Consider the following 12,550-nt stretch of genomic DNA (forward strand, 5'->3'; position numbering starts at 1 on the left):
CCTAGGACAATTCTTTTAAGTATTGATTAATGGCTTTAGCAGCCCTTTTGCCAGCTCCCATTGCATTAATAGCGTTAGATTCTCCGGTAGGAGCAACGTCCCCTCCGGCATAAACACCTTTAATAGAAGTTTCACCGGTTTCGGGATTAACAATGATATAGCCTTTTTTATTAACCTCTAAATCCAAACCTTCCTGACAGGCAGAATATTGAATAAGAGGATTAGGATTAGTACCTAAAGCCACGATTACGGCATCGACATCCATGGTTTCAATTTTACCTTCAACAGGCACGGGGCTTCTTCTGCCGCTTTCATCCGGTTCACCCAGCTCCATAACCTGAAGTTTCAATCCTGCAACCTTGGCTCCTTCTCCTAATATTTCAACAGGAGAATGCAAAAGTTTAAATATGATACCCTCTTCTTTAGCATGTTTAATTTCTTCTAACCTGGCAGGCAATTCCGCCTCAGAGCGGCGATACACGATAGTAACTTCTTCAAAACCTATTCTCTTGGCAACCCTTGCCGCATCCATAGCAGTGTTGCCGCCGCCCACTACAGCAACTTTTTTACCTATATAAACAGGAGTAGGAGTATCTGCTTCATTAGCTTTCATAAGATTTACACGTGTTAAAAATTCATTTGCGCTATAAACCCCGTTAAGATTTTCCCCGGGAATTCTTAACATCTTGGGGAGCCCTGCCCCCGAGGAAATAAATACCGCATCAAAACCGTCTTCTTTAAGGTTATTAATAGTAAGCGACTTGCCGATAACTACATTTTTATATAATTTAACACCTAATTTTTTCAACCCTTCAAGCTCTGTATCTAAAGCTGTTCTCGGTAAACGGAATGAAGGAATACCATACCTTAATACTCCGCCGAATTCATGAAGCGCCTCAAATACCGTTACATCATGCCCTTCTTTAGCCAAATCAGCTGCAGCGCTTATACCCGCACAGCCTGAACCTATAACGGCAACTTTCTTATGTGTAGGATGTTTTTGTGTTGTCAGGGTTTGGGAATTATCGCCAACAAAACGCTCTAATGCACCTATAGCGACACTTTCGCCTTTAATGCCCAAAACACACTTCGCCTCACACTGCCGCTCCTGAGGACAAACCCTTCCGCATACAGAAGGCAAAAGGCTTGTTTCCCTGATAGCATCACCTGCCGCCTGAATATCGCCTTCTTTTACTTTTGATATAAAAGCAGGGATATTAATATTTACGGGGCAGCCTGCAATACAGCGCGCATTTTTGCAGTTTAAACACCTTTGCGCTTCCAGCGCAGCCTGCTCAGATGTGAAATTTTTTGTAACTTCTTCAAAATTTTTATTTCTGTAATTGGGGTCTAACTCCGCGGGTTTTACTCTCTCTTTTGCCATTTTTCTCTCCGTTATTCACTTTCAGTATGTCTTAGCGCTTTCACGTCTTCCATAATTTCAACTACTTCACTATCATCTAAAGTTTCTTTTTCCAAAAGAACTTTTACCACAGCTTCTAAAATATCTCTGTTCTCGGAAAGCAAAGTTTTCGCAAGATTATATTGGGTATCGACAATTTCTTTTACTTCCGCATCAATGGCCGCAGCAACATCTTCGGAGTAATCCTTAGAATGCCCGAAATCCCTTCCCATAAAGACATGTTCATTAGATTTACCGTAAGTAATGGTACCCATTTTCTCAGACATTCCCCAGGCTGTAACCATTTTACGTGCAATATTGGTTACGGTTTCGATATCTTGGGAAGCGCCCGTACAGATATTTTCCTTACCGAAAACAATTTCTTCCGCCGCTCTGCCGCCTAAAGCAGTTGTAATTCTTGCAAGAAGTTTTGTTTTCTTTGTAGAAACGCTCTCGTCTTTGGGTTTATACCAGGTTAACCCCAAAGCCATACCGCGGGGAATAATAGACACCTTGTGCAAAACATCGCTGTCCTTAACAAGCTTGGACACAAGCGCATGCCCGACTTCATGGTAGGCTGTAACTTCTTTATCTTCTTCAGTCATAACCTTGCTTTTCTTTTCAACGCCTGCTATGACTTTATCGATAGAGACATCGACTTCTTCCATTGTAATTTTATCTTTGCCTAATCTTGCAGCGTAGAGTGCAGCCTCGTTAAGAAGATTTTGCAAATCCGCACCGGTAAAGCCGGGGGTTCTTTTAGCCAAAACCTTTAAATCCACATCATCGGCAAAAGGTTTATTTTTCGCATGAACTTTTAAAATTTGCTCCCTGCCGTTAATATCCGGACTGCTAACGGCAATTTGTCTGTCAAACCTGCCCGGACGCAAAAGCGCATTATCCAAAATATCAGGTCTGTTTGTAGCAGCTATAATTATAATGTTTGTATTTTCATCAAACCCGTCCATTTCAACCAACAACTGGTTTAGTGTTTGTTCTCTTTCATCGTGTCCGCCGCCTAAACCGGCGCCGCGCTGACGTCCGACCGCATCAATTTCATCAATAAAAACAATACAGGGCGAATGTTTTTTCGCCTGTTCAAACAAATCTCTGACCCTTGAGGCACCCACACCGACAAACATTTCAACAAAGTCAGAACCGCTTATGGAAAAGAAAGGAACGCCTGCTTCACCTGCAACGGCTTTTGCCATAAGTGTTTTACCTGTACCGGGCGCGCCGACAAGAAGAACGCCTTTAGGGATTTTTGCACCCAAAGAAACGTATTTTTCGCCGTTTTTGAGGAAGTCTACTATCTCCATCAATTCCTGTTTTTCTTCATCAATACCTGCTACATCGGCAAAAGTGATTTTAACTTTGTTATCCATCATAAGTTTTGCTTTTGATTTACCAAAGGACATAGCCTGAGACCCGCCTGATTGAATGGCTTTAAAGAAGAAAATAAGCCCTACCAAAAGCAGCAAAGGCAGAATTAAGGAACCCAAAAAATTAATCCATTGATTAGTCTCGGCAGGATTTTCAACTTTTATATCAATACCTTTTTCTTCCAACCTCGGGATGAAATTACTATCATTCATAGGTATAACGGTTACATAATTAGCAGGTGCATCATCAGCTGTTTTTTTAGGAACAGCGGTAACTTTATTGTTCTCAATGGATACAGATTTTATCTCATCTTTTTGCACCATGTTCATCAACACCGAATAAGAAACTTTTTTAACCACTTCTTTTTTCTCAACAAAAAACGAAGCCGTAAAGAGCGCCAAAACCAGTATTAACATTATATAAACGCCGGCAGATTGGTATTTTTTCATTCTAATAAATTCCTCAACTTGTCTGTAAAAAAATTATATCACCGACACGGCAGGAATTGAAGCATTTAACATAGCTAAACAGAGCTATTCTATTATTAATATGCTGCAATACCAGCTATAAAGAGCTTTCAAGAAAAGTGCTTACTCCGCTTCCGGGCGTAAATTTATAACCAAGTTTTAACAAAGTACGCTCCAAAGCCCCGATTGCTCCTATTACATCTCTTTCACAAACAAATCCGAGCGTTCCCATACGGAATATTTTGCCTTTAAGATCATTTTGCCCGTCAGCAACAACTATATCAAAATCTGTTTTTAAGCCTTTTCTGATATCAGCAACACTGATTTCTTCAGGCGGCAGAATAGAAGTTATAGCCGCGCTTGCAAAATTATCATCTTCAACAAACAGCTCTAAGCCTAATGCACGAACAGCCTTTCTCAAGCCTAAAGACAACTTTTTATGTCTTGCAAAAATATTTTCCAACCCTTCATCCTGCATCATCTTTAAAGTTTTGCTCAATGCCATGATAAGTGAAACTGCCGGTGTATAAGGAGTAGTATCTTGCGCAACGGCTTTTTTATGAGCTTTAAAGTCAAAATAGAAGCTTGGGTATAAGCATTCTTCATAAGCCTTCATGGCTTTTTCGCTTGCCGCCAGAAAAGATAACCCGGGAGGAATCATAAAGCCTTTTTGAGAGCCTGAAACCAAAATATCAATCCCCCATTCATCCATCTTAACATCCATGGCGCCAACGCTTGTAACGCCGTCAACAACAGAAATAGCGCCATGTTTGTTAATAACATCCATTAAGTCCTTTAAAGGATTGGCAGCCCCTGTTGAAGTTTCACTGTGGGTAAGAGTTATGACTTTAATTTCTTTATTAACGTCTTTTTCAAGCCTTTCAGCCAGCGCGTCGGGAGAAATAGTTTTTCCGAATTCTACACTCATGCGCTCTACTTCCGCCCCCCTTGATTCGGCGATTTTAGCCCATCTTTCGCCAAAATTACCTATAACAAGGCATAGAACTTTATCTTTAGGGTTAACTATATTGGACAAAGCGCCTTCTAACGCTCCGGTTCCGCTTGCAGTATAGATAAACACATCGTTTTTTGTCTGGAACAACCATTTCAAGTCCGAATACACTTCTTTTAAAATAGCAGAAAATTCCACACTTCTGTGTCCCAAAGGGTGTTTAGCCATTTCAACCAAGGCTGTTTCAGGCACAGGTGTAGGGCCCGGAATCATTAAAAATTGTTTGTCTTTCATAATTTACTCCTTTTATACTCTTATTTTTATTTTGGCACAAAAAAGCAAAACAGAAGCAAAATTATTTAAAAGGTTTAATTATTAATAAAAAAGTGGTATAAGTAAATTAAGGAATAAGGCAATAAGGATAGTATGATGAAAAAAGGATTTACTTTTGCGGAATTAATGATATCGCTGGTAGTAATAGCCGTAATTACCGCTATTTTGTATCCCACTATAGCCGAACTTGCCCCTAATAATAATAAGCACTTATTTAAGTCAGCCTATAAAACATTAGAAATGGTAATAAGCGAGGTAGTAAATGACCCTAATGCCAGTCCCAACGGAATAATAGGGGAACAAGAATTATGCATAAACATAGCATCAAAATTGAATACAAAAGGAGCAACTCCCGATAAAGTACTTTGTGCAAAAGCATACCCGGTAGATGCTGCTAACCCTTCTTTTGTAACAACAAACGGGATGAGATGGTTCGTATCACATAAAAGCGGAAATAAATTCACCATAACCGTCGATGTGAATGCCTCAAATAATAACGTGGGCGGCGGCTACCATCCTGATGAAGATGCATATTCACAAGATACATTCACCATCACTGTTTTAGATACAGGCAAAATAGAAACCATAACAGGTGCAGGTTACAACCACTTAACTGATTCCAGCCCTGATTAGAGTAAAAATTACACGGAAAAATTAACGTATTGTAAAAAAATTATTACAAAACTGCAATATTTACGGTTTTCTTAGCAATTTTTTTGTTTTATAGTTATTAAATATATTGTAAGGTATATTTCTTGAGTTGGTCATGCAGGTACAATTTAATACTACTATCAAAAAAGGTTATCCAAAAAATAACGATAATAGAAGCCAAACAATTACCGGGGCTTCCTTTAAAGGCAGCTCCCTGTTATCAAAAGCAGGAACTGTAAATCAGGTCCTGATGAACAAATTTGAAAACGGCGGTTTCTTTTTAGAGTTTTTCTGTCTTGATTTTATAGGACTTGTATTCCCCCGTGTATGGCAGGCATTTAACAGAAATAAAGCGGAATTAGGGCACTGGAATGTTATGGCGGGAATTGAAGAACTTTTAAGAGAGTCCATCACGGGTCCCAGTATGTTTCTTATCCCTATGGTGGCTTTAGCTTTTGCCGGAAGGTTTTTAGGCAAGGGTGCAAAAATAAATACCAACGTAATCAACAAATTCACAAAAATATTTAGAGAATCAGCGTCTAACTTGGCAAATTCCGATATGGCTAAATTGAGTAAAGAATTCACAGGCAATCTGTTTGATGATTTATTTGCCAAACACATAAAAAATGCCGGCAAAATCGCAGGTGAAGCTGCTGACGGCATAAGCATAGGAAAATACCGTGAAAAATTCTGTAATATGATTACGGAAGCTCAAGGTACTATTACAAAACAACGGCGCAAAGAATTAACAGGCGAATTTTCCAATCTTATAAGCGATATAAACTCAAGATATACCAACTCTCTTAATACCAGAGCAATCCCGTTTGTTAACGGCAAAGGTAAAGACTGCGCAATGCTTGCAGGGGATTTATTTGAAGATATACAAAAATATGCCCAGGATATAATACCCACAGCAAAACTAACGGCGAGCGAACTTACCGAAAAATCTCCTGATGCGATAAAAGCAAGCATTGACCAAATAAGCAAGATGAGAGAAAACGGCAGAAGATTTTTGACAACACTTAATATCCTTTCTTTAGCAGGAGTTTTATCACTTTTGCCGAAGATTTATCAACGTGCAAAAAGCAACCCTGCGTTAGAAGGCTTAAAACATGAGAAAGGAGGAAATGCGTAATGGATCCGATATCAGCAGCAAAACCTCTTTCTCAACAATCAATTCTTAGGAAGTCATTTGCAAAAGTAGGCGAATACATACCTAAAAAAATAGGTGATGTATTCGAACTTAATAACAAAGGTAATCTTGGCAGATACTCCCTGATTTTCTTCTCTATGATATTTGTAATGGGAGTAAGGATGTACAAAGCCAGAGATGCACACGAAAGAAGAGAAGCACTGACCAGAGATGCTTCTACAATCCTTGCCTGCATGGGCGGCGTACCCGTATTAAAAAATATTATGTCTACAGCGTTAGATAAAGCAACAAAAATCCCAACCGCTGCAAACGGCAAATTTTTCAAAAAAGCAATTTCCTATGACGGCTTGGCTGACTGGTATTCCAAAGCTGATATTATGGAGCAAAAAGTCCTTACAGTAGCTAAAAACATTGATAAAAACGGCGGAGATGTAGTAAAAGCCTTTAATTTACTCGGCGATAACGCAAAAGGCTGTGTAAATACCATACTTAATGGCAAAGACGCTACTTCAAAAAATCTATTAACCGCTCTTGAAAACATAGCTGAAAAAACTACAAACTTCACAACAGGCAGCGGAAAATTAAAACAGGCCTGTGATACATTAACGGATATGTTGTCTAACAGTAAGAACGAATTAGTAAAATCAGCAAAAAGGTTAAAAGCTGTACCCGACATTGTGAGTTTACTTCTAATCACATTGGTTTTAGGCTGGGGAATACCCGCATTTAATATTAAATTAACCAGAAAAAAGGTAAAATCCAACGAAAACAAACCTGCTCAAAATCATATTGAACCTGCTATATCAGCTCCCCAACAAACAGTAATAAAAGAATTTTTTCAAAAAGCGGCTTTAAAGTAATTTAATAAATATCTTTGACCAAATTCTTATCTTCAGAAAAATACTGCCTTAAAATACTGTAATCAATATAGTATTTTTCAGGATTAGCCTGCGCCTGTTTAAATATACCTTCGACTTTGAGGAATAATTTCACCAGCTCAGGGTCAAACTGCGTACCCGAACATCTTTCAATCTCCGCTTTTGCAACTTCATGAGATAAAGCTTTTCTATATGAACGACTGGAAGTCATTGCATCATAAGTATCGGCAATAGCGATAATCCTGGCGCTTAGCGGAATTTCTTCACCTCTGATTCCAAGGGGATAACCTTGTCCGTCCCAACGTTCATGGTGTGTATTTAACCACTCTGATACAGTTGATAACTTACGAATACTCGTTAACATCTTCTTACCCTGCCCCGGATGACTCTTCATGATTTCATATTCATCATCGGATAATTTACCGGGTTTGCATATAATATTATCGGGTATACCGATTTTACCTATATCATGCAGTAACCCTGCTGTTTCGATTTCTTCAAGAAATTTATCGGTAACGTCATCCATATGCTTGGTCAAAATTAAAGAATAAAGCGTAACGCGCAAAGAATGTCCGTGAGTGTAGGCATCTTTAGCATCCAAAGCATTAGAAATGGATTTAATAGTGGTATAAAAAAGCTCTTTCAAATCAATAAGCATATCTTTTTTATTTTTCGAAAGCTCAAACACATCAATCCCGTTTTTGACAATTAACATAAGTTCTTCAGGGTCAAACGGCTTCATAATATATTGGAATAGATTACATTTATTGATACTGTCAACCAATATTTCCAAATCAGAATGTCCTGTTAAAAGCATTCTAATCATATCAGGATATTTTTGAGCAGCCTCGCTAAACATTTCTGTTCCCTGCATAGCGGGCATTTTTTGGTCGCTTATAACCAGAGAAATTCTATCGCCCTGCTCTTCAATAACTTTTAAGCCTTCAACACCGTTTGTAGCGGTCAAAATATCGTATTTAGAACGCAAAGTACGCTTTAGCAACGCCAAATTATTAGGTTCATCATCAACCAATAAAACAGTGTGTTTTTTATCTTTTTTATTAGCTTCCAGAATCACTCTATGGAAGGTTTCTAAATATGATTCGTGAAACTCGTCAGACTTTAACATGCAAACCCATTAAAAAATTTTGCCACTTAATTAGATTATACCACTTTTAGCATTTTTTTACACATTATTCTTTTCTAATATCGGCAAAATTAGCTCATATAAACGATAAAGCCGTTGTTTATCATTCAAATACAAATAACCGATAAGCGCTTCAAAAGCAGTAGCAAGCCTGTGTGCCTGCTGGTTAACTTTTTTCGACACTCCGAGCGATAAATTTCTTCCGCGGCGAACTATCTCAAGCTCCTCTTGCGATAAATAAGACTCTATTTGTTCTAAAATATCAGCCTGAAACTGTGCATTAACAAAAGAAACCGTAAGTTTATGCAAAGTTTTAAGATTTTGGGTAAGAGAAATCGTATACTCTCTTACAAAAACCTCATAAACACTATCACCTAAATGTGCCAGATTTTTAATATTATTTTTATAAGAGCTATTGGTCAATGCTATTCAAACCCCGGAACTAATAATAGGTAATCATACCGTCATTCAAAATCCTGTCACCGCAGCCTATCCAATCCGCACAGGTTGTATCACTCTTGCTTGCAGGGCAGCAAGCGCCGTCTTTTGTGGAATTAAGAGGCCTTAAGCTCTCTACTAAAGAACCGGGGGCAGTAGTATCTTCATCAAAAGTAAAATAAAAAATATCTTTACCAATAAAATTAGGACCTTTTTTACCGTTAATATCCACAGCAACATAATCAATCCCGGTACCATCGGCTTGAGTATTTCCTATTCCAATAATCATTCCGTTTTTCAAAATAATTGTACGGGCGTCATTAACATAATAAGTCCTTCCTTCGTTATTTCTAGCAATTCTTGCTATATTGGCAGCCTGGGCTGAAAATTCAATAGCCGGAGGTCTAAATGGCAACATTCTTGCTGCTCTGGCGTGGGGTACAACCTTCATCTTTTTTTCTATAGCCTGTTGTAGAAATCCTGCACTACCGTTATTAGTCTCATCAATTTCACCTTTAGCACGCATAGTGGGAACTGCTCTTTGAACCAAATTCAACTCCGTATAAATCTTTTTATAAGAAGTCGCTAAAACCGATTTTTCATTATCCGCCACAATAGAAGGCAGCATTATCATAGCAATGCCTGCAACAAGCACCATTGCTATAACCACCTCTAATATTGTAAAACCTTGTAGATATTTTCTCATTTAACCACCCTAAAAATATGTTATTTTTCCGTCTTCGAACACTCTGTATGTACATCCAAATAAATTTACTTTATCCAAACCTCTTTTTGTAGGCAGAGTAGTATATTCTCCCTCATTATTAATCACTCCGCAGTCCAACCCGTCAACTTCACCAAACGGAATAATACCTTCCTTATTCACAATCCAAAAATAATGAATATCCTTGCCGATGGTATTAGGACCTTTTTGAGCATTCAAATCCACTTCTATAATACCGCAAACAGGCAAGGAATTATTAGCAGATGCAAGATAATCGGACATGTCGGCATTACATAGATGATTATAAACAACATTTACAGATGCCCCGTTTTTTAGTACTGCAGCAGCCATAGTATCTTGTGAAATACCAACTATATCTGCTTCATAGTCAAATCCTGTCTTGTTTAAAAATTCTCGTTTATTGAAATATTCGCTACCGTAGTAATCTTCATATTTCTCCGCATTAGCTCCGACAACATCATTTTCATTATCATAAGTAACAATGGGCTCAAGATACTTAACCAACTCATCTCTAAAGCATTTATTACTTGCTGCCCCGGCTGCGTCCGCCGAACATACGGTAGTATAATCACTGTGATTTTTGGCCAAAATCACAAGCATAGCTTGTTGTATGTCATTATTAACTTTTTTCAGCTGGGTAGAAAAAAGTGACTTTTCAGAGCTTTTCATAATAGAAGGGATGACAAATGTACCAACAAGCACAAAAATTACCATTGCGGTTAATATTTCCATAAGGGTAAAAGCGCTAAATTTTTTCTCCAATTATTCAACTCCGAAAAATTAACACTTTTATTTTAACATATTTTCATAAAAATCAGTAACTATTTTTAATCATGACAAAGTTTTAATGCTAGAATAGAGAAAAACGAATGAAGAAGGAGACAAAAATGAGAAGTGATGAAATAAAAGAAGGTTTAGACAGAGCAGGACATCGGTCATTATTAATGGCAACAGGTGTTTCTCCCACACAATTTAAAAAGACTCCGTTCATCGGAATAGCAAGCAGCTTCTCGGATTTAGTCCCCGGTCATATAGGAATGCGCGACCTTGAACGCCAAATTGAAAAGGGCATCCATACAGGGGGTGCTCAAGCATTTATATTCGGAACACCCGCAGTTTGCGACGGAATAGCAATGGGGCACAGCGGAATGGGCTACTCTCTGCCTTCAAGAGATTTAATAGCGGATTGTGTAGAATCGGTGGCAAATGCACATCAACTTGACGGTCTTGTTTTACTCTCAAACTGCGATAAAATCACGCCGGGTATGCTGATGGCAGCGCTAAGGCTTGATATCCCATGTGTTTTAGTAACAGCGGGACCAATGCTTGACGGTTCTTGTAAAAATGTTAATTTAACAATGATAAAAGGCACCTTTGAGGCAACAGGTCAATACAAAGCAGGCAAATTAACCCTTGAAGAACTTCAAGCAATGGAAATAGAAGCCTGCCCGAGTGCCGGAGCTTGTCAGGGTCTTTATACAGCAAACACTATGGCGTGCTTATCCGAGGTAATGGGAATAAGTATGCAGGGCTGCGCAACAAGCAGCGCAGTAAGCGCAAAAAAACGCAGAATAGCATTCGAAAGCGGCGTTCTTATTAGCGAACTTATAGCAAAAAATATCAAACCAAGCTCAATAATAACAAGAGAAAGTATGAGAAACGCAATAATAGCGGATTTAGCATTAGGCGGTTCCACTAACTCTATCCTGCACCTCCTTGCAATAGCAAACGAAGGCGGAATTGATATTACCCTTAATGATTTTAGCGAACTAAGCCAAAAAATCCCGCAAATAATCAAGCTTGACCCGTCAAGCGCGCTTACAATGACAGATTTTGACAAAGCAGGCGGAATACCGGGAACATTTAAACAACTTTGGGGTAATACGACTGAACTTACTGACCTTCCAAACGTCCAAGGCGAAAAAATCAGCGAAATTGCCGCAAAAACCTGGGTTGACAGCGATGTCATAAAACCGTTTGACAATCCTATAACAAGCAACCCCGGTCTTGCTGTTCTATACGGAAATCTTGCGCAAGAAGGCGCTGTAGTGAAAATTTCAGGTGTTGAAAAAGAATGCCTTACTTTTGAAGGCACCGCCAAAACCTTTGACAGTGAAGAAGCCTGCATGCAAGCAATCAACAACGATGAAATAAAACCAAAAACAGTTATCATTATAAGATACGAAGGACCAAAAGGCGGTCCCGGCATGAGGGAAATGCTTGCTCCAACCTCAGCAATAGTAGGCAAAGGCTTAGGTAAAGAAGTAGCATTAATAACAGACGGCAGATTTTCAGGCGGCACAAGAGGACTTTGCATAGGACATGTCTGCCCCGAAGCGAGTATGAACGGTCTTATTGCTTTGATAGAAGACGGCGATAAAATACAAATCGACATTCCAAACAGAACAATCAATCTTGATGTATCTCAAGAAGAATTGGATAAAAGAAAAGCCAACTTCAAACAACCAAGCCCGAAAGTCGTAAAAGGCTATCTTGCAAAATTTGCCAAAACAACCACAAGCGCGAGCAAAGGCGCCATAACCTCCGCATCTTAGAAGCTGAGATGAGTTTAAGAGGTGAAGAATTATTTTTGTCATTGCGAAAAATGCGAAGCATTTTGTGGCAATCCAGTGGAAAGAAGCTAAGAAGTTGAGATTAAGTTTAAGAGCTTAAAAAAGCAGGCTTTACGATATAGGATAGGACGCTATTCATTGTTTGAAATCAGAGTATTACTTTGCCTAACGACATTTTTAACCACTTAGGCTAAGTTATGCTCTGATTGAGTTTGAATAGCACTGGACTTTAGAAATAAATTTTAATAGTAGTAAAGCCTGCGGCAGAAGCCGACTAAGCGTATTTTTTCTTTTTCTTTGGTTCGTTTCTTTTTCTTTTTGTTCGCATAAAAAGAAAAAGAAATGGACAATCAATATGAAGGCTTGGAAGCTGGGAAGTTAGGAAGCTGAGAAGTTGAGATGAGTTTAATAGGCGAAGAATTATTTTT

General features: G+C 38.6%; 11 protein-coding genes. 4 read left to right on the forward strand and 7 right to left on the reverse strand.

From position 1 onward, the window contains the following. Window position 1: 1 nt before the first annotated feature. The 3 genes from gltA to PHX18_07120 all read right to left on the reverse strand — a co-directional run bounded on the left by gltA (window position 2) and on the right by PHX18_07120 (window position 4,498). Entirely contained in the window at window positions 2–1,384 is a 1,383-nt protein-coding gene (gltA, locus tag PHX18_07110; GenBank protein ID MDD3594379.1) for an NADPH-dependent glutamate synthase, read from the reverse strand. An 11-nt stretch (window positions 1,385–1,395) separates the two neighbouring features. After that, on the reverse strand, window positions 1,396–3,234 hold the full coding sequence (gene ftsH, locus PHX18_07115; GenBank protein MDD3594380.1) for an ATP-dependent zinc metalloprotease FtsH: 1,839 nt from the start codon (window positions 3,232–3,234) through the stop codon (window positions 1,396–1,398). Window positions 3,235–3,349: 115 nt separating this feature from the next. Then, entirely contained in the window at window positions 3,350–4,498 is a 1,149-nt protein-coding gene (locus PHX18_07120; protein ID MDD3594381.1) for an alanine--glyoxylate aminotransferase family protein, read from the reverse strand. Between the two features lie 132 nt (window positions 4,499–4,630). On the opposite strand from PHX18_07120, the gene PHX18_07125 reads away from it, so the two are divergent. The 3 genes from PHX18_07125 (at window position 4,631) to PHX18_07135 (ending at window position 7,201) form a co-directional block, all read left to right on the forward strand. Then, on the forward strand, window positions 4,631–5,170 hold the full coding sequence (locus tag PHX18_07125; protein ID MDD3594382.1) for a prepilin-type N-terminal cleavage/methylation domain-containing protein: 540 nt from the start codon (window positions 4,631–4,633) through the stop codon (window positions 5,168–5,170). Between the two features lie 133 nt (window positions 5,171–5,303). Then, the gene (locus PHX18_07130) at window positions 5,304–6,323 is read left to right on the forward strand and encodes a hypothetical protein (protein MDD3594383.1); all 1,020 of its coding nucleotides are present in this window, start codon (window positions 5,304–5,306) and stop codon (window positions 6,321–6,323) included. Continuing rightward, a complete protein-coding gene (locus tag PHX18_07135; GenBank protein ID MDD3594384.1) occupies window positions 6,323–7,201 on the forward strand; it encodes a hypothetical protein in 879 nt (292 codons plus the stop codon). The genes PHX18_07130 and PHX18_07135 overlap by 1 nt, the downstream gene beginning before the upstream one ends. Window position 7,202: 1 nt before the next feature. Here the strand turns inward: PHX18_07135 and PHX18_07140 are convergent, their stop codons facing one another. From PHX18_07140 to PHX18_07155, 4 genes are read right to left on the reverse strand one after another with little or no spacing between them, the layout of a single operon-like run. Next, window positions 7,203–8,348: an HD domain-containing protein gene (locus PHX18_07140; GenBank protein MDD3594385.1), complete on the reverse strand. Its 1,146-nt coding sequence runs from the start codon at window positions 8,346–8,348 to the stop codon at window positions 7,203–7,205. Between the two features lie 57 nt (window positions 8,349–8,405). Next, complete coding sequence (locus tag PHX18_07145; GenBank protein MDD3594386.1) at window positions 8,406–8,789, reverse strand: ribonuclease III domain-containing protein; 384 nt, start codon at window positions 8,787–8,789, stop codon at window positions 8,406–8,408. Between the two features lie 19 nt (window positions 8,790–8,808). After that, a complete protein-coding gene (locus PHX18_07150; GenBank protein ID MDD3594387.1) occupies window positions 8,809–9,510 on the reverse strand; it encodes a prepilin-type N-terminal cleavage/methylation domain-containing protein in 702 nt (233 codons plus the stop codon). Window positions 9,511–9,519: 9 nt separating this feature from the next. Next, window positions 9,520–10,311, reverse strand: a complete 792-nt coding sequence (locus PHX18_07155) for a type II secretion system protein (protein MDD3594388.1) — start codon at window positions 10,309–10,311, stop codon at window positions 9,520–9,522. A gap of 125 nt (window positions 10,312–10,436) precedes the next feature. Here PHX18_07155 and ilvD point away from each other — a divergent pair, with 125 nt between their 5' ends. Then, window positions 10,437–12,104: a dihydroxy-acid dehydratase gene (gene ilvD / locus PHX18_07160; protein MDD3594389.1), complete on the forward strand. Its 1,668-nt coding sequence runs from the start codon at window positions 10,437–10,439 to the stop codon at window positions 12,102–12,104. Window positions 12,105–12,550 lie beyond the last annotated feature (446 nt).

The organism is Candidatus Gastranaerophilales bacterium (genome assembly GCA_028696075.1).
Taxonomy (GTDB): Bacteria; Cyanobacteriota; Vampirovibrionia; order Gastranaerophilales; family JAILCC01; genus JAQVHS01.

Excerpts from the sequence above, each read along its gene's own strand:
- gltA (MDD3594379.1), bottom strand. The coding sequence starts at position 1,384 with ATGGCAAAAGAGAGAGTAAAACCCGCGGAGTTAGACCCCAATTACAGA.
- ftsH (MDD3594380.1), bottom strand. The coding sequence starts at position 3,234 with ATGAAAAAATACCAATCTGCCGGCGTTTATATAATGTTAATACTGGTT.
- PHX18_07120 (MDD3594381.1), bottom strand. The coding sequence starts at position 4,498 with ATGAAAGACAAACAATTTTTAATGATTCCGGGCCCTACACCTGTGCCT.
- PHX18_07125 (MDD3594382.1), top strand. The coding sequence starts at position 4,631 with ATGATGAAAAAAGGATTTACTTTTGCGGAATTAATGATATCGCTGGTA.
- PHX18_07130 (MDD3594383.1), top strand. The coding sequence starts at position 5,304 with ATGCAGGTACAATTTAATACTACTATCAAAAAAGGTTATCCAAAAAAT.
- PHX18_07135 (MDD3594384.1), top strand. The coding sequence starts at position 6,323 with ATGGATCCGATATCAGCAGCAAAACCTCTTTCTCAACAATCAATTCTT.
- PHX18_07140 (MDD3594385.1), bottom strand. The coding sequence starts at position 8,348 with ATGTTAAAGTCTGACGAGTTTCACGAATCATATTTAGAAACCTTCCAT.
- PHX18_07150 (MDD3594387.1), bottom strand. The coding sequence starts at position 9,510 with ATGAGAAAATATCTACAAGGTTTTACAATATTAGAGGTGGTTATAGCA.
- ilvD (MDD3594389.1), top strand. The coding sequence starts at position 10,437 with ATGAGAAGTGATGAAATAAAAGAAGGTTTAGACAGAGCAGGACATCGG.